The organism is Kitasatospora sp. NPDC090091, from assembly GCF_044747365.1.
GTDB lineage: Bacteria > Actinomycetota > Actinomycetes > Streptomycetales > Streptomycetaceae > Kitasatospora.
On record NZ_JBIVDY010000023.1, the window covers coordinates 19,023 to 35,787 of the forward strand.

The window sequence follows — 16,765 nt, forward strand, 5'->3', positions numbered from 1 at the left end:
GACCCGCCACGGAGCGCACCGCGTAGTACTGCCCGCGGACCCACGCAGCCCGCTGCCACCCACCGCGCGCCCCCGCGGCGCACCCACCGCGCCCCGGCCGCGCCCTCACCGCGGATAATGATCAGGTGTCCACACCAGTGATATCGGCCCGGGAGGCCGAGGTGCTCGCGCTGCTGGGCGACCACCTCAGCAACGCGGAGATCGCCGCCCAGTTGGTCATCTCGGTCCGCACCGTCGAGTCCCACGTCTCCTCGCTGCTCCGCAAGTTGGAGCTGCCGGACCGACGGGCGCTCTCCCGGCACGCGGCCCACCCCGCTCCGGCCCGGGAAGCCCGGCCGGCCGGGCCGGCGCGGGCGCTGCCGGCGCCCCTGACGGCGTTCGTCGGGCGCGCACGGGAGCGCGCCGACCTGGCCGGTGCGGTGACGGCGCACCGGCAGGTGACCCTGGTCGGGCCGGGCGGGGTGGGCAAGACCCGCCTCGCGCTGGCGGTGGCGGCGGACGTCGCCGGCGCCTTCGCCGACGGGGTGTGGTTCGTCGACCTGGTCCCGGTCACCGATCCGGGCCGGGTGGGGGCCGCGGTGGCGGCGGCCGTGGGCGTGGGCGAGCAGCCGGGTCGCGACATCGACCGGGCGGTGCCGGAAGCGTTGGCGGATCGTCAGGCGCTCCTGGTGCTGGACAACTGCGAGCAGGTCCGGGACGGCGTGGCGCCCTTCCTGGAGCGGCTGCTGGCGACCTGTCCGCGGCTGCACGTGCTGGTGACGAGCCGGTCCCGGCTGCTGGTGCCGTTCGAGCGGGTCCACCCGCTGCTGCCGCTCTCCCGCACCGGCGGCGGGGACTCCGACGCGGTGGCCCTCTTCATGGACCGTGCGGCGGCCGTGGGACTCCCGCCCGGTCCGGCCGACCCCGAAGGGATCGTCGCCATCTGCGAACGGCTCGACGGCATGGCACTGGCGATCGAGCTGGCGGCGGCCCGGTGGCCCACGCTCGGACTGGACGGACTCCTGGCCGGCCTCGGCGACCCGCTGCGGTTCCTCGCCGGCGGCCCTCGTGCCGACGAGCGGCACCGGTCGGTCCGTGCGGTGCTGGACTGGAGCCACGACCTGCTGGCGCCCGAGGACCGCGTGCTGCTGCGCCGGGCATCGGTGTTCGTCCTGCCCTTCACCGCCGCGGCCGCCGCCGAGGTGGCCGGGTTCGACCCGCTGGAGCCGGACGCGGTGGCCGACGGGCTCGGCCGGCTCGCCGAGCAGAGTCTGCTCACCGTGGTCCCGTCCGCGACCGGCACCCGGTACCGGGCGCTGGAGACCATCCGCCAGTACGGGGCGGAGCGGCTCGGCGACGAGGGTGAGCGGAACGCCGTCGGCGCCCGCCACCTGACCTGGTGCCTCGCCGGAGCGGCCGGACTCGCGGGTGGCGACGGCCCGGAGTGGCGGGACCGGTTCGACGCCGTGGCCGATGACCTCCGGGCCGCCCTCGACTGGGCCTGCGACCGGCCCGAGCACTGCGGCGAGGCCCACCGGCTCGCCCTGTCGCTGGCGGGCGCGGCCTTCGCGCGCAACCTGCTCGGCGAGGCCCAGCAGCGCTTCGAGCAGGCCGCCCGGCTCGCCCCGGAGGACTCCTCCGCCGCCGTGGCGCTGCGTCAGGCCGCCGCCGTGGCGGGGTGCCGCCGGCTCGGGGACGACCAGTACCGTCTGCACCGCGCCGCCGCGGCGGCCGCCCAGCGGGCCGGCGACGCCGCCGGTGCAGGCCGCGACCTCGCGACCGCCGCCACGGTCGCTTACCGCTTCTCCAGCACCTTCGCGACCGTGCCCGCGGTCGACGAGGTGACCGCCCTGCTGGCGGAGGCCCGCACGCTCTCCGACGGTTCGCCGCAGGGCCTCGCAGCGGTCGCGCTGGCCGAGGCGGCGGTGATCGCGGACGCGTTCGGCGCAGTCCAGGGGGCCCCGGAGAACACCCCGCAGGAGACGGTCGCCAGCGCGGAGCACGCCGTCGAACTCGCCCGGCGCGCGGGCGACCCGGTCGCCGAGTCGGCCGCCCTCGACGGCCTCTCCGGGGCGCAGAGCTGGGCCGGTGACTCCTTCGCCGCCGCGGCCGCGGCCCGACGCCGGATCGACGTGCTGGCACCGGTACCGCCCACCCCGGCCACCACGCACGAACTGGTCGACGCGCTGGCCATGGCCGCCGGCACCGCCCTCGGCGCCGGCCGCCCGGCGGAGGCCCGCCGGTGGGGCCGGAAGCTCGCCGACCACCCGCTGCTCCTCGGCGTGGGCGACCACGCCCGGTCCTGGCTGCTGGTCGTGGACGCGCTCGCCGGCCGGGTGGACGAAGTGCTCGACGGCGGCGCGCGCTTCCTGGACGCGTGGGAGCGAGGCGGGCGTCAGCGCTCGTTCTCCCTCGGCCCGGCCGCCGCCGCGGTCGCCATGGTCCACGGGCTGCGCGGCGACGAGGACGCCCGGGAGGCCTGGCGCGCCGTCACCGACCGGGCAGGCAGCCGGGAGGACCACCACTGGGGTCACGGTGCGGTCTTCGACGCCGTGGTGCTGCTGCACCGAGGGGATGCCCACACGGCGCTGGAGCGGCTCGCACCTCCGCCGGAGGAGGTGTGGAAGTGGGTCTGCTGGGTCTGGCTCCACTGGTACGTGGCACTCCGGGCGGAGGCGGCGGTGCTCGCCGGGCACCCGGAGGCCCGCACCCGGATCGCCGCCGCCCGGTCCACGGTCACCGGGAATCCGGTGGCCATGGCCCAACTGGACCGCGCGGAGGCCCTGTTGGACGGCGAGCCGGAGCGTCTGCCGGCCGTCGCGGCGGCCTTCGACGCGGCCGACTGCCCCTATCAGGCGGCCCGCACCCTGCTCCTCGCCGGGGGCGGCCACGCCACCGCCGGCCGGGCCGCGCTCACCGACCTCGGGCTCGCGGTCGGGCCCGTTGGTCAGGTCGGGCCGGTCGGGCAGGTCGGCGCGAGCAGGTAGGTCGGGCGAGCGGGCAGGTCACAGCGCCGGAGCGACGGTGGCCGGCGCGGAACGGCGGCAACCGTTCGACGTCCGGCCTGCACCGCGTGCCCCCGTCCGACGTCCGATCTGCCCAGCACCCCCGAACGGGGTGCGGCCCGCCGCGAGGCAGGCCGCACCCCGGCGGTGCTACAGGGTGTGCACCAGGTGGGTGGTGAGCAGGCGGGCGAACCGGGCCGGGTCGGGCAGGTCGCCGCCTTCGGCGAGCAGCGCGCCGCCGTAGACCAGCTCGGCGATCTCCGTGAGGGCGGGGTTGTCGGGGTTCGCCGCGTGGGCCGTCCGCAGGGCGGTGATCAGCGGGTGGCCGGGGTTGAGCTCCAGGGTCCGCTTGACCGGTGGCATCTGCTGCCCCGTCGCCCGGTACATCTTCTCCAGGGTCGGGGAGATGTCGTGGGCGTCACCGACGATGCAGGCGGCGGAGGTGGTCAGCCGCGAGGAGAGGCGGACCTGCTTCACCTGTTCGGACAGGGCCGTGGTCAGCCACGGCAGCAGGGTGGCGAAGTCGGCCTCGCGCTGCGTCTTCTCGGGGTCGGCCTCCTGGTCGCCGTCGGCCGGCTCGTCGAGGTCGACCTGGCCCTTGGCGATGGACTGCAGCCGGTGCCCGCCGAAGTCGGGGATCTGGTCGGCCCAGATCTCGTCGATGGGGTCGGTGAGGATCAGGACCTCGTAGCCCTTGGCGGTGAAGGCCTCCATGTGGGGGGAGTTCTCCACCGTCGCGCGGGTCTCGCCGGTCAGGTAGTAGATCGCGTCCTGGCCGTCCTTCATCCGCTCGACGTACCCGCGCAGGGTGGTGGGCTTCTCCGCGTCGTGGGTGGAGGAGGCCGACACCAGCTCCAGCAGTGCCTGCGCGTTGTCGGTGTCCTCGACCAGGCCTTCCTTCAGCACCCGGCCGAACTGGTCCCACAGCTTGCCGTAACGCTCGGAGTCCTTGGACTGCATGTCCTTGATCGCGCCGAGGACCTTCTTGACCAGGCGCCGGCGCACCGCGCGGATCTGGCGGTCGTGCTGCAGGATCTCGCGGGAGATGTTCAGCGACAGGTCGTGGGCGTCCACCACGCCCTTGACGAAGCGCAGGTAGTTCGGCATCAGCGCTTCGCAGTCGTCCATGATGAACACCCGCTTGACGTACAGCTGCACGCCGCGCTTGGTCTCGCGGGAGAAGAGGTCGAACGGCGCCTGCGAGGGGATGAACAGCAGCGCCTCGTACTCGAAGGTGCCCTCGGCGCGCATGTGGATGGTTTCGGCGGGGGCGAGCCAGTCGTGGCTGATCTGCTGGTAGAACTCGTTGTACTCGGTCTCGGTCACCTCGGCGCGCGGGCGGGCCCACAGCGCCTTCATCGAGTTGAGCGTGTCGACCGTGGGCGTCGTGTTCCCGTCGGCGTCGGTGCGCTCGGCGGCCATCCGGATCGGCCAGCGGATGAAGTCCGAGTACTGCTTGACGATCTGGCGGATCTTCCACTCGGCCAGGTAGTCGGCCAGGCCGTCCTCACCGTCGGCGGGCTTGAGGTGCAGGGTGACCGAGGTGCCCACCGGCAGGCCGTCGACGGCCTGGATCTCGTAGGTGCCCTCGCCGTCGGACTCCCACTGGGTGCCGGAGTCGGTGCCCGCCCGCCGGGTGCGCAGGGTCACCTTGTCGGCGACCATGAACGCGGAGTAGAAGCCGACGCCGAACTGTCCGATCAGGCTCTGCGCCGTGGCGGCGTCCCGGGACTCCTTGATCTTCTCCAGGAGGCCGGCGGTGCCGGACTTGGCGATGGTGCCGATCAGGTCCACGAGGTCGTCCCGGCTCATGCCGATTCCGTTGTCACGGACGGTCAGCGTGCGGGCGTCCTTGTCGACCTCCAGGACGATGTGCAGGTCGGAGGCGTCGGCCTGGACGGTGGAGTCGGCCAGCGATTCGAGCCGCAGCTTGTCCAGTGCATCGGAGGCGTTCGAGATCAGCTCGCGCAGGAAGATGTCCTTGTTCGAGTAGATCGAGTGGATCACCAGCCGGAGCAACTGGCGGGTCTCGGCCTGGAATTCCAGCGTCTCGACACTACTGGCCACTCTGGGGTCCCCTTTCGGGACGAAGACTGTGGTTGACGGGTGCGGCACGGAATCCGGGCGGACCCTTGCGCGCAGGGGAAATGGTAGGCGGCCGACGGATCGCCTGCTGAGGAGGCGTCAGCCGCACGGACCACCCGGGCGGCGGGGCTCACTCGCCGCGCAGCTCCTCGATGACCGGGGCGAAGGCCTCCATGGCGGGCTCCACGACGGTGATGTACGTGAAGCCGTACCGCTCCCGCTGCGCGCGCAGCTGGTCGGCCATCTGCCGTACCGTGCCGATGAGGAAGGTCGGCAGTTCGAGGGCCTCGTCCTCGGTGAGGTCCGGGATGGTGAGGTACGGGATGCTGCCGAGGGACGGCCACAGGGCGGCCCGACGGTCGTTGGTGGGCACGACCATGTAGATCAGGAGGTTCAGCTCGGCGGGCTCGGCGCGGTCGGCGGCGAAGCGCCGGTACGCGGCGACGCGTTCCTCCAGCTGTGCAGCCGTGAGCATGATCGGCCTGCCGTCGGTGTCGGCGCGGCCCCCGGTGAACGCGGCGATCTCGGCGTGCCGGGCGGTCAGCTTCAGGACGCGGTCTCCGTTGCCGCCGACCAGGAGCGGCGGGCGGGGCCGCTGCAACGGCTGCGGCGCGTAGTCGTCCGAGCCGTACAGTTTGTCCAGCTCCTCGATCGTGCGCTGGAGATGGTCCACGCGCTCGCCGGGCGTGCCGAAGGGCAGGCCGGCCGCATCGTGCTCCGCCTTCATGTAGCCGGTGCCGAGCCCGAGTTCGAGGCGGCCGCCGGTGAGCTGGTCCGTGGTGGCGACCTCGCGGGCGAGCAGCGCCGGGTTCCAGAAGCCCGAGTTGAGCACGAACGTCCCGAGCCGGGGCCGCTCGGTGGCCTCGGCCGCGGCGATCAGGGAGGGGAACGGTGCGGGCCTGCCCAGGTGGTCGGCGACCGTGATCACGTCGTAGCCGAGCAGCTCCGCCCTGCGGCACTTCTCGCGCCACTGGTCTCTCGCCGCCGGGGTGAGCAGCGTGACGCCGAATCGGAACGAGCGGGCCATGAAGGCTCCTTGAATGTGTGGAGATGGAGATGAACCGGCTGCGCCCGCGCCCGATCGGCAAGCGCCGCCCGCCAGTCCATCACCTGTGCCTGATCGCCGCCACAACAATCGTGCGGGACGAACACGGTGCGGGTCGGCAACGCCGCGGGCTCCACTGCGCGGCGGCTTTCGCCCGCCGTGCCGTGGAGCCCGGTGCGGAGTGCGGTACAGCGTGTGGTGCGGAGTGCGGTGCCGTCAGGCCAGGGCGACGACCAGCAGGGCGAACGCGGTGACGATGACGGCGACCCGCAGGTAGTGGAGCCGGTCCCAGCGGCCGAGCTGCTGCCGCCAGTCCGCGGGGGCGGTGTCGCGGGTCCACTGGGCCGCACGGGAGTTGATCGGGACGAGCAGGGCGATCGACATCAGCACGCTGAGGACCAGGAGGCCGGCGGCCGTGACGACGAGCCCGGTCCCTGCGTCGCCCCATGCGGTCACCGCCCAGGTGACGCCGAGCAGGACCGAGCCGATGTACCAGAAGGGCATCACCCGGCCGAGGACGCGGGCCCCGTCGCTGCGGGCCGCGAGCCCGCCGTTGTCCGGCAGCCGGTCGAGGATCGGGTTGACGAAGACCGCCACCGCGAACTCCACGCCGACCATCAGGCCGACGACCACCACGGTGACGACGGACAGTGCGTTCTGCATGTTCCCTCCCAAGCCTGACAGTGAACCTAGCGGCGCTAGGTCGTGAGCCAATGCTAGCCAGGTCGATGCTCGAATGTCTAGCGGTGCTAGATTCGCGGCATCGCCTGTGGCTGTGCCGGGGGGCCCGGGGCCGTCCGACCGCCGTCAGACGTCCCCGCCGGGCCCCGGCCCGGGTTCGGGTCCGGTCCCCGCCTCCCGCTCCCAGGAGTGGTAGGCCTCCACCGCCGTCGGCAGCGTGGGGAAGATCCGGTCGCGGCCGACGGACTCGGTCAGCCCGTACGCGTCGAGGTCGTCCAGCAGGTCCTGCTTGACCCGGGCCAGCGCGAACACGATCCCGCGGTCGGCCAGTTCGCGCCGCAGGGAGTCCACCGAGTCCAGCGCGGTGATGTCCACCTCGACGTTGGCCTCGGTGTTGAGCACGAACCACCGCACCGGAGCGGGCTGCTCGGCGACGGAGGCCAGGGCCCGGCGCCGGAAGTCCTCGGCGTTCGCGAAGAACAGCGGGGAGTCGTACCGGTAGACCACGAGCCCGGGGACGGTCCGAGCGCGCGGGTAGTCGTCGACGTCGTGCATCCCGGCGAGGCCCGGCACCATGCCCAGCACGGCGTCGTGCGGCCGGGCCACCCGGCTGAGCAGCTCGGCCACCGAGAAGCCCACCGCCACCAGCACGCCGTAGAGGATGTCCAGGACCAGCACGCCGGCCAGGCAGCCGACCGCGAGCAGCAGTTCGCGGCGCCGGAAGTGCGCCAGCCGGCGGAACCCGGCGACGTCGATCATCCGGATCGCCGCGTACACCACCAGGGCGCCCAGCACGGCGTCCGGGGTGTCGCGCAGCAGCGGGCCCAGGAAGAGCAGCACGGCGACCACCACCAGCCCCGCCGACAGGCTGAAGACCTGGCTCCGCCCGCCCGCCGACTGGGCCAGCGCCGTCCGGCTCGCGCTGCTGCTCACCGGGAAGCCCTGGAAGAACCCGGAGCCGAGGTTGACCGCGCCGAGGGCCAGCAGCTCCTGGTTGGCGTCCAGCCGCATCTCGCCGCCTGCGCGCCCGGAGGCCGTGGAATCGGAGCCCGTGGAGTCGGTGCCCGTCGCCCCGGAGCCCGTGGAGTCGGTGCCCGTCGCCCCGGAGCCCGCGGGCTCGGAGTCCCGGGGCTCGAAGGCGCGCCCAGTGAGGATGAAGTCGGTGTAGCCGACCAGCAGGATGCCCAGGGCGGGCAGCGCCAGCCCGCGCAGGTCGGCGAGGTCCGGCGCCTCCGGGCGGGGCAGCCCGGCCGGGATCTCGCCGATCACGGCGAGGCCGTGCTCGCCGAGCGAGAACGCCGCCGAGACCGCCGTGCCGAGGACGACGGCCAGCAGCGGGCCGGGCAGCCGCGGCGCGAAGCGGGCCGCCAGGAGGAGCAGCAGCAGGGTGGCGGCACTGAAGCCGAGCGTCGGCAGGTCGACCTCGGAGAGCTTCGACACGAACGACGCCAACTGCGGGAAGAACCCCTCGCCCTCGACGTCCACGCCGGTGAGCTTGGACAGCTGGTCCACCATCATGATCAGCGCCACGCCGGCCAGGTAGCCGATCAGCACCGGCTGGGAGAGCAGGTCGGCGACGAAACCCAGCCGGGCCAGCCAGGCCAGTGCGCAGAGCAGGCCGACCACGACGGCGAGCGCGGCGGCCAGTTCGGCGTAGCGGGTGGGGTCGCCGTGGGCGGCCGGTGCGACCACGGTGGCGGTCATCAGCGCGGTCGTCGACTCGGGCCCCACCGACAGCAGGCGGGAGGAGCCGACCAGCGCGTAGAGCACGATCGCGGGCAGGATCGCCCAGAGCCCGGCGACCGGCGGCAGCCCGGCCACGCTGGCGTACGCCATGACCTGCGGCACGAGGTAGGCCGCGACGGTGACGCCGGCCACCAGGTCGCCCCGCAGCCACTCCTGCCGGTAGTGGCGGAGCCGTGAGAGTCCCGGCAGGGTCGGCACCACACGGCGCCACCCCTGCCCGGGGGCATCGGCAGCCATCAGGCCTCCTCTCCGTCGCCCGCCCGGCCCGGCCGCCGGGAGACCGGCCCGGGTCGCGAAGCCACGAGCCGGGTGCCGCCGGCCGCGGCCGCGAGCCGGGACCGGCGGCTGACGGGCCGGCGGCGCGGCCGGGCCCGGTGGAGATCGCGCGACGCGGTGTGGTGCGGGCCCTTCGGACCGGTCCGAAGGGCCATCATCGGGGAAGGAGGAGAGCGGATGGGGGAGGAGGAAGGAGTCGTCGATGGTGTCGTCGGGGTATTCCCGCGCTCGGGTGCTGGCCTGGTTGGCTCTCGCCGCGGTCGCGGGCTCGTTCACGGTGCTGGCCGCCACCTCGGGCGCGAGCGCGCTCCTGGTGGTGCTGGTCGGGGTGGCAGGCCTTGCCGGTGCGGCCGCCGGGCTCTGGCTCGCGGTGTCGCGCCGCGGGACGGTCCGCACCCTCGGCGTGCTGATGGCCGTGTGTGGTCCGGCCGCCGTGCTGGCGGTCTGCACCGCGGTGGGGCTCTGGACGGAGGCGCTGGCCGCCCTGGTGCTCTGGACTGCCGGGGGAGCGTGCGCGCGCTGGGCCGTGCGCCAGGTGCGGCCGCCGCGCCCGATGCGTGCCGTCCCGAGCCGGCCCCCGGGCCGGCCGGTCCTGATCATGAACCCGCGTTCGGGCGGCGGCAAGGTCGGCCGCTTCCGCCTCGCCGAGCGCGCGGAGGCGCTCGGCGCCCGGGTGGTTCTGCTGGACACCTCCGGCGGCGTCCGACAGGACGTCACCGAACTCGCCCGCCAGGCGGTGTCACAGGGGGCCGACCTGCTCGGGGTGGCCGGCGGCGACGGCACCCAGGCCCTGGTGGCGGAGGTCGCGGCCGAACACGGGCTGCCGTTCCTGGTCCTCCCCGCGGGCACTCGCAACCACTTCGCGATGGACCTCGGCCTGGATCGCGCCGACCCCTCCCGCTCCCTGGCCGCGCTCACCGACGGCGAGGAACTGCGGGTCGACCTGGGCCGGGTGAGCGGCCGGCCCTTCGTCAACACCGTCTCCTTCGGGGTGTACGCGCAGGTCGTGCAGAGCCCCGAGTACCGCGACGCCAAGGCCGGCACCGCGCTCGAAGCGATGCCCGACCTGCTGCTCGGCTACTCCGGGGCCCGCTTGGACGTCCAGGCCGACGACGCCCGGATGACCGCACCGCAGGCCCTGCTGGTCAGCAACAACCCGTACGCCGGACCGCAGCCGCTCGGCGGCGCCCGACGGCCCCGTCTCGACCTCGGCACCCTCGGTGTGGTCGGCATCCGGGTGGAGAACGCCGCGCAGGCGGCCGAGCTCGCGCTGCGCGGCACCAGGGCGACCGGGCTCGACGTCCTCACGGCCCGCCGGGTGACCGTCCGGGCGGACCGGCCGACCATCCCCGTGGCGGTCGACGGCGAGGCACTGTCGCTGCCCGCCCCGGTCGACTGCGAGGTCCGGCCCGGCGCGCTGCGGGTGCTGGTCCCGCGGGACCGGCCGGGCGTTCCGGTCGCACGCGAGCGACCCGACTGGCGCTGGATCGTGGCGCTGGCCCTCGGCCGCCCGCTGCCGAGCGCCCAGACGCCCCCGGCCGACGAGCCGCCGCCCCCGGCCGACCCCACGCGGAACGGCTGACCGGACGGAACGGTCTGATTGGGCGGAGGGCCGGCCCGGCGCGGACCGGCTGACGACAGCGGCGCCGGCACGATGGAGGGCCGGCCAGTCCGTGCCGCTGCCGGGCCTGCGATCCGGGTCGGGCCGGCGAGTCGGGTCAGGCCTGCACGGTGGGCCGGACGACGATTTCGCTGATGTCGACGCCGTCGGGCTGTTCGATCGCGTAACCGATCGCGGAGGCGATGGCGGAGGGGGGCATGGCGATCCGGTCGCGCTGCCGGACGGCGGCCGCCGCCGCTTCGGGGCTCCCGCCCTTGCCCACGCCTTCCGTGTTGGTGAACCCCGGCGACACCAGGGTGACCCGCAGGTCCGGTCCCGACTCCTGCCGCAGACCCTCGGTCAGCACCTTCACCGCCGTCTTGGTGGCCGCGTAGACGGCCTGAGGTGACTTCACGACGTAGGCCGCCGTGGAGGCGACGTTGACGAACTGGCCGGAGCGCTGCCGCCGGAAGACGGGCAGTGCGGCCCCGATGCCGTTCAGCAGGCCGGTGATGTGGGTGGCGACCATGGCGTCCCAGTCGTCCTGGCGCAGTTCGTCGAACGGCGAGATCGCCATGGTGCCGGCATTGGAGACCAGGACGTCGAGCCGGCCGAAGTGGTCGAGCGCCGTGTCCGTGAGGAGCTTGAGGTCGTCGCGGCGCGTCACGTCGACGACGACGCCGACGGCCGAGCCGCCCTGCTCCGTGATCCGGTCCACCACCGCGTTCAGCCGGTCCGCCCGCCGGGCCCCGAGCACCAGGAGGGCCCCGCGCTCGGCGAGGTGGGTCGCCGTGGCCTCTCCGATGCCGCTGCTGGCGCCCGTGATCGCGACGACCTTGCCCTCGATGCCTGACACGATCAGCTTCCCTTCTCGGGGCAGGCGCAGTTCAGCGCCTTGTTCTGGAATGAAAGCGGGGGCGCCCCCACTTCGCCCAGGCTAAGTGGGGGCGCCCCCGGTTAGCAAGCTCAAGTGGGCCCGAGGCGCGCCCCCTACTCGCCCTCCGTCTCCGCGGCCGGCAGGCGGCCCGCGCGGATCGCCGTCAGCAGGGCGGCGTGGTCGCGCTCGTTCTGGTCGGCGTAGGACTCCGCGAACCGGACCAGCGCCTGGTCGAAGACGTCGCTCTTGCCGAGGTAGGCGGCGATGGCGATCCGGTCCCCGGAGCGCGCGTGCGCCCGGGCGAGCGTGGCGCCGCACAGCTCGCCGAACGCCTGCATGCCGCGCGGCGCCATGTCCTCCGCCACCGCGATGCCCTTCCAGTCGCGCAGCTGGCGCACGTAGAAGTCCCGGGTCCGGCCGTCGATGCCCTCGACCCGCTCCCAGCCGAGGAAGATGTCGCTGGTCGCCTGCATCAGCCGCTGGCCCGACACCACCCGCTCGCCCTGGTTCCGGTACTGGCTCGCGCCGACGTGCGCGGCGAGCACGGACTCGTCGGCCTCCTTCGCCTGGAGGAACAGCGGGTCGTCGTCGTTCCGGCCGAGCAGCAGGAAGATCCAGCAACGGGTGCCGACGCTGCCCACGCCGACGACCTTCCGGGCCACGTCCACCAACCGGTAGTCGTGGAGCAGGTGGCGGCGGTCGGAGGAGAGGGTGCTGCCGTAGCGCTGGACCAGCCCCTGGAAGAGCGTCATCAGCGCCGACCGCTCCAGCGCCGGCAGGAAGTCGGTGAGCGGGACGAGCAGCGGCGGGTCCGCGGCGATCCGCACCTGGCCGTCCACCACCTCGGTGAGCTTGCCGAAAGCCTGCAGACTGTCCCGGGTGCGCGCCTTCGCCATCGCCTGGTCGAGGCCGCGCAGTCCGTGCCGGGAGACCCGCCCCTCCGCCAGCTCCCGCAGCCGGTCGGCATCCATCCGGGTGTACCAGACGTCGAGGTTGTTCATGCCCGCGAACCGGCGCATCGCCTCCCGGTAGGAGCGGACCGTCGCCCCCACGACGGCGGCGCGCTCCGCGTCCTCGAACCCGTTCGCCCGCGCCGCGATCACCAGGCTGGACGCCAGCCGCTTCACGTCCCACTCCCAGGGGCCGGGCAGGGTCTCGTCGAAGTCGTTGATGTCGAAGACCAGCTGGCGCTCCGGTGACGCCAGGAGCCGGAAGTTCAGCATGTGGGCGTCGCCGCAGAGCTGCGCCCGGATCCCGGAGTCGGGGCTGCTCGCGAGGTCGGACGCCATGATCGCCGCTGCGCCCCGGTAGAACCGGAACGGGGACTCGGACATCCGGCCGTAGCGGATCGGGATCAGCTCCTGCACCCGCCGGGCCGACTGAGCCTCCAGGATCGCCAGCGGATCCGGCCGCTGCGGGCCGGGCCGGTACTCGGCGTGGGCGGATCGGGGCGCCGTCCGGCGCGCCGCACGGCCGGACGCCGCGCGCTCCGCGGGGGTGGGGTGCTCCACCGGCCGGGGCTGGTTCTGGCCCATCGACGACCTCCTGGTCACTGCTGGCAGACCGGGCCGACGGGGCCCCGACGGGCGGGACGCCCGGGGGCGCGGTCGGCCACCGTCCTCCGATCATCGCCGCGGCCGGCCGATCCGGCCTGCCGGGCCGGCCGGGGGCGCGGGGCACGCGGGCAACCGCCGGGCGCCCCGGCACCGTGCCGCCGGCCGCCCGGTGCCTTGACCCGGCCGGGTACGCTCGTCGGGTGAACTCCTACTGGCACGTCGTCCTGCCACCGCTCGGCGCCTGAGCGGGCGCACCGCCGGACGGCTCGACCCGCGAGCAGGGCCCAAGGCGGCCCCTCGCCACCCCGGACGCCCTTCTGCGGCGGACCGGCCCGGTGCCGTGCGCCCGTTGTGAAACCAGATCCCACCGACGGTCTCGACAATGGAAGTTCACACCTGTGTCCCACCACATCCCCACCCGGGCGTCCGCCTGCTCGGAAGCCTCCAACGGCCCGGGCACCCGTCCGGGCACCCGCCCCGCCCCCGACGGGACGTCCCCCACCGGCCCGGGCACCCGCCCCGCCCTCGGCGGACCGGCGGCGGTGGTCGCCGCCGCCGTGCTCTGGGGCACCACCGGGACGGTCGGCTCGCTGGCCCCGTCCGGCGCCCCGGCAGCCGCCGTCGGCGCGGCCGGACTGGCTCTCGGCGGCCTGCTGCTCCTCCTCTCCGCACCCGGGGCCCGCACACTGCCGAAGCGGTGCACCGGCACCGAACGCCGGCTCCTCCTGCTCGGGGTACTGGCGGTGGCCGGCTATCCGGTCACGTTCTACCCGGCCGTGGCCCGTACGGGCGTCGCCGTGGCCACCGTGATCGCGCTCGGCAGCGCCCCCGTCCTGACCGGCCTGCTGGCCTGGCTCACCGGCCGGGCCCGGCCGACCGCCCGCTGGGCCTGCGCCACTGCGGCGGCCGTCGCCGGCTGCGCCGCGCTGGTCCTGGGGCCGCTGGCGGGAGGCGGTGGCACGCCCGTGGACCTCGGGGGCGTCGCCCTGGCGGCGCTGGCCGGCCTCTCCTACGCGGTGTACTCGCTGGTCGGCGGCCGGCTGATCGCCCGCGGGCACCCCTCGGGCGCGGTGATGGGCGTGCTGTTCGGCGGCGCGGCGCTGCTGGTCCTGCCGGTCCTGCTGTCCGGCGACGCGCGCTGGCTCCTCTCGCCGCGCGGCGCCGCGGTGGCCGGGTACCTGGCCGCGGTGACGACTTTCCTCGCCTACCGCCTCTTCGGGCACGGGCTGCGGCACACCACCGCCCAGACCGCCACGACGCTGACCCTGGCCGAACCGGCGGTCGCGGCCGTTCTCGGTGTGGCCGTGCTGGGCGAGCGCCTGCCGGTGGCGTCCTGGTGCGGACTGGCCGTGCTGGGCGCCGGGCTGGCCGTCCTCGCCCTGCCCGCCGGGGCGCGCCGCCGCCGTCGCTGACGAGTCGGATCACCTGTTCCGTCCTGGCCCGCCGTGGGCCAGGATGGGCGGGTGAACCTCGAAGCCGAACTCGCCGGCGACCACCTCCGGCTTCCCGGGACCGCCTTCCTGCCCGCCGACTCCGCTCCGGGAGACGGCACGGGGGCCACTACGGGAACCGCCACCGGACGCGTCGTCCCCGCGGCGGCCGTCCGGGACGCCGACCCGGCCGCCTCCCCACCGGAGATCCGCACCGTCGCGGGGGAGACCGTCTTCGTCCGGGCCGAACGGCGGGCGGAGCTGGAGAGCTTCTGCCTCGCCAACCGGATTCCCCGCCAGTCCAGGCCCGATGTCTGGGGTGCCCTCCTCGAACCCTTCCTCGACACCGAGTTCACCCCTGAGCGTCAGGCCGCCACGCAGGCATGCCTGAGCCGGGTGGCCGGCCTCAGTGCGGGCGAGGTGGCCGACATCCGGGCCCGGGTCGCCCCGCTCATGCGGGCCTACAACGGCCTCCACTGGGACTGGCACCACCTCGGCCTCGCCGACCTCCTGGACGCCGCGACCGCCGACTGGATCCCCGAGCACCTGCGGATCGCACCCGGCGAGCAGGCCGCCTTCTACTCGTGGGCGGCGGGGATCGCCGACCTCGGACGAAACCCGGGCGCCACCGACGCGGACGAGGGGAGCTCCGCGCGGACGGAACCGGGGACGGAGCCGGGGGTGGGTTGAACCGGCGCTGTGACGACCTGACCGACCGTCGAGCCGTTGTGGAACCTCCCCTGCCGGGCCGGGCCGGGCCGGGCCGAGCCTGGGCCGGGCCGAGCCTGGGCCGGGAGCGTCAGTCGTTCACGGCGGCCCCGCAGCTCCCGGCGGTCAGGAACAGCCAGCCGAGGACGGGAAGGCCCAGGGTGACGGCGAGCGGCCACTGCGTCGACATGAAACAGAGGCCGCCGACGAACGAGACGAAGGCGATGACGACGGCGAACACAGCGGGGCCCACTTGCGGGCCGGAACGCCACCACCAGGTCAGGCCGTGGGCGGTGAGGGCCGAACCGAGGCCGGCGAGCAGGGCCACCTTGAAGGCGGTCAGCCAGGGCGTGATCGGGTTCTCGGCGCGGTGCCCCTGGTAGGAGAGTTCGGAGACGCGCCCCCGGAAGATCGACAGGTCCACGTCCGTGCCGACCTGCGCGTCGTCGTAGAAGGCCTCGCCGACCGTGTAGCGGTGCTCGGGGGCCGTCTCGCGTGCCACGGTCAGCGCGTAGGTGTCGCCGTTGTCGCCCCTGTCGACCCGCCGACCCGTCACCTTGCCGGTCTCGTGCAGGAGGCAGTCCGTGCCGGGCGTGGCCGCCGCCGTACCGCACACCGGGGCGTGACGGTGGGCGCCCACCGCGTCGTAGCCCTCGACGAACAAGGTAAAGCCGAGCACGGTGGTGGCCAGCCCGGCCACCAGGAACAGGACCTGCGTCAGCACGCGGGCAGCCGGTCCGGCGATCCGTCGGAATCCGCCGGGCGGCCTCGCGTCCTCGATCAGCGCCTTCATCGCCGTCCCCCTCGATCGCGCCCCCCGGGCACCTCCACGATGCCCGGCGACGATGCTTCCAGGGACATCGCCGTCAAGGGGAGGGGGAGCGACGCTCTTGTGACGAACCTGCGAAAGTCCGGTCGGCTGCGCCGGACCGTAGCTGGCCCGGGCCGGGACGGTCCGAACAGGGGCGGAAGGGGCAGGCCTTAAATCGAGTGACGATCGAACTGGGGTGCTGATAGCTTCCGGGCGTGGCAAAGTTGAACCAGATCATCGCCGTCGAAAAGGGCGTCAAGTCGAAGTCGTTCCAGGAGCTGACGCAGGCTCACCAGGACCTGCAGAAGCCCGCGCTGCTCGCCGGCATCTCCCGGACGTACCAGCCCAAGGACGAGGAGGGCGAGCAGCTGCCGCCCGAGTCCACCCGGGTGCAGGTGAAGGCCGAGGACGTGCTGCGCTCCACCGCCGCGACGCTGACCAGGCTGTTCGATGTGACCGCGACCAAGGACTGGGCCAACACCGAGGCCCGGGCGGACGTGGTGGTCGACGGGCGGACGCTGGTCGCCGGTGCGCCGGTCACCTACCTGCTGTTCCTGGAGAAGCAGCTGACGGACCTGCGGACCTTCGTCCGGAAGCTGCCGGTGCTGGACGCCTCCGAGGCGTGGAACCACGACGTCTCCACCGACTCGTGGAAGACCGAGGCGGTGCGCACCATCCGCACCAAGAAGGTCCCGCGCAACCACGTGAAGGCCGAGGCGACGGAGAAGCACCCGGCGCAGGTCGAGGTGTACTACGAGGACGTCGCGATCGGGTACTGGACGACGGTGAAGTTCTCCGGCGCCCTCCCGGCCCGGCGGGTGAACGAGCTCCTGGAGCGGGTCGAGAAGCTCCAGCAGGCCGTCCAGTTCGCCCGCGAGGAGGCCAACGGCGGGGAGGTCACCGACCGCCGGGTCGGCGACGCGGTGTTCGGCTACCTGTTCGGGTAGCCCCATGATCGCCCCCGGG

12 protein-coding genes are annotated in these 16,765 nt (G+C 74.1%); 5 read left to right on the forward strand and 7 right to left on the reverse strand.

Features of this window, described 5'->3' with window-relative positions:
* The first annotated feature begins 125 nt into the window (after positions 1-125).
* Positions 126-2,966, forward strand: coding sequence for an ATP-binding protein (locus ACIPSC_RS31240; protein ID WP_400830590.1), 2,841 nt, complete (start codon positions 126-128; stop codon positions 2,964-2,966).
* Between the two features lie 168 nt (positions 2,967-3,134).
* On the opposite strand, the gene htpG is transcribed toward ACIPSC_RS31240, so the two are convergent.
* The 4 genes from htpG to ACIPSC_RS31260 form a co-directional block, all read right to left on the reverse strand.
* A complete protein-coding gene (gene htpG / locus ACIPSC_RS31245; protein ID WP_400830594.1) occupies positions 3,135-5,051 on the reverse strand; it encodes a molecular chaperone HtpG in 1,917 nt (638 codons plus the stop codon).
* A gap of 148 nt (positions 5,052-5,199) precedes the next feature.
* Positions 5,200-6,096 (reverse strand): LLM class F420-dependent oxidoreductase, encoded by an 897-nt coding sequence (locus ACIPSC_RS31250; protein ID WP_400830596.1) that lies wholly within the window; start codon positions 6,094-6,096, stop codon positions 5,200-5,202.
* Between the two features lie 234 nt (positions 6,097-6,330).
* Positions 6,331-6,777, reverse strand: a complete 447-nt coding sequence (locus ACIPSC_RS31255) for an anthrone oxygenase family protein (protein ID WP_400830599.1) — start codon at positions 6,775-6,777, stop codon at positions 6,331-6,333.
* Positions 6,778-6,921: 144 nt separating this feature from the next.
* Positions 6,922-8,778: a SulP family inorganic anion transporter gene (locus tag ACIPSC_RS31260; RefSeq protein ID WP_400830602.1), complete on the reverse strand. Its 1,857-nt coding sequence runs from the start codon at positions 8,776-8,778 to the stop codon at positions 6,922-6,924.
* 241 nt (positions 8,779-9,019) lie between these two features.
* Here ACIPSC_RS31260 and ACIPSC_RS31265 point away from each other — a divergent pair, with 241 nt between their 5' ends.
* A complete protein-coding gene (locus ACIPSC_RS31265) occupies positions 9,020-10,399 on the forward strand; it encodes a diacylglycerol/lipid kinase family protein (protein ID WP_400830605.1) in 1,380 nt (459 codons plus the stop codon).
* 136 nt (positions 10,400-10,535) lie between these two features.
* On the opposite strand, the gene ACIPSC_RS31270 is transcribed toward ACIPSC_RS31265, so the two are convergent.
* Both ACIPSC_RS31270 and ACIPSC_RS31275 read right to left on the reverse strand, forming a co-directional pair.
* The gene (locus tag ACIPSC_RS31270) at positions 10,536-11,273 is read right to left on the reverse strand and encodes an SDR family oxidoreductase (RefSeq protein WP_400830608.1); all 738 of its coding nucleotides are present in this window, start codon (positions 11,271-11,273) and stop codon (positions 10,536-10,538) included.
* Between the two features lie 134 nt (positions 11,274-11,407).
* A complete protein-coding gene (locus ACIPSC_RS31275; RefSeq protein ID WP_400830610.1) occupies positions 11,408-12,829 on the reverse strand; it encodes a DUF2252 domain-containing protein in 1,422 nt (473 codons plus the stop codon).
* 419 nt (positions 12,830-13,248) lie between these two features.
* On the opposite strand from ACIPSC_RS31275, the gene ACIPSC_RS31280 reads away from it, so the two are divergent.
* Entirely contained in the window at positions 13,249-14,262 is a 1,014-nt protein-coding gene (locus ACIPSC_RS31280; protein ID WP_400830612.1) for an EamA family transporter, read from the forward strand.
* Positions 14,263-14,313: 51 nt separating this feature from the next.
* Positions 14,314-14,970, forward strand: a complete 657-nt coding sequence (locus tag ACIPSC_RS31285) for a hypothetical protein (protein WP_400830614.1) — start codon at positions 14,314-14,316, stop codon at positions 14,968-14,970.
* Between the two features lie 109 nt (positions 14,971-15,079).
* Here the strand turns inward: ACIPSC_RS31285 and ACIPSC_RS31290 are convergent, their stop codons facing one another.
* The gene (locus ACIPSC_RS31290; RefSeq protein WP_400830616.1) at positions 15,080-15,781 is read right to left on the reverse strand and encodes a hypothetical protein; all 702 of its coding nucleotides are present in this window, start codon (positions 15,779-15,781) and stop codon (positions 15,080-15,082) included.
* A 233-nt stretch (positions 15,782-16,014) separates the two neighbouring features.
* On the opposite strand from ACIPSC_RS31290, the gene ACIPSC_RS31295 reads away from it, so the two are divergent.
* Positions 16,015-16,746 carry a hypothetical protein gene (locus ACIPSC_RS31295; RefSeq protein ID WP_400830618.1) on the forward strand — a complete coding sequence of 244 codons (732 nt, stop codon included), beginning with the start codon at positions 16,015-16,017 and terminating at the stop codon, positions 16,744-16,746.
* Positions 16,747-16,765: the final 19 nt, after the last annotated feature.

Excerpts from the sequence above, each read along its gene's own strand:
- ACIPSC_RS31250 (WP_400830596.1), bottom strand. The coding sequence starts at position 6,096 with ATGGCCCGCTCGTTCCGATTCGGCGTCACGCTGCTCACCCCGGCGGCG.
- ACIPSC_RS31275 (WP_400830610.1), bottom strand. The coding sequence starts at position 12,829 with ATGGGCCAGAACCAGCCCCGGCCGGTGGAGCACCCCACCCCCGCGGAG.
- ACIPSC_RS31255 (WP_400830599.1), bottom strand. The coding sequence starts at position 6,777 with ATGCAGAACGCACTGTCCGTCGTCACCGTGGTGGTCGTCGGCCTGATG.
- ACIPSC_RS31290 (WP_400830616.1), bottom strand. The coding sequence starts at position 15,781 with ATGAAGGCGCTGATCGAGGACGCGAGGCCGCCCGGCGGATTCCGACGG.
- ACIPSC_RS31260 (WP_400830602.1), bottom strand. The coding sequence starts at position 8,778 with ATGGCTGCCGATGCCCCCGGGCAGGGGTGGCGCCGTGTGGTGCCGACC.
- ACIPSC_RS31265 (WP_400830605.1), top strand. The coding sequence starts at position 9,020 with ATGGTGTCGTCGGGGTATTCCCGCGCTCGGGTGCTGGCCTGGTTGGCT.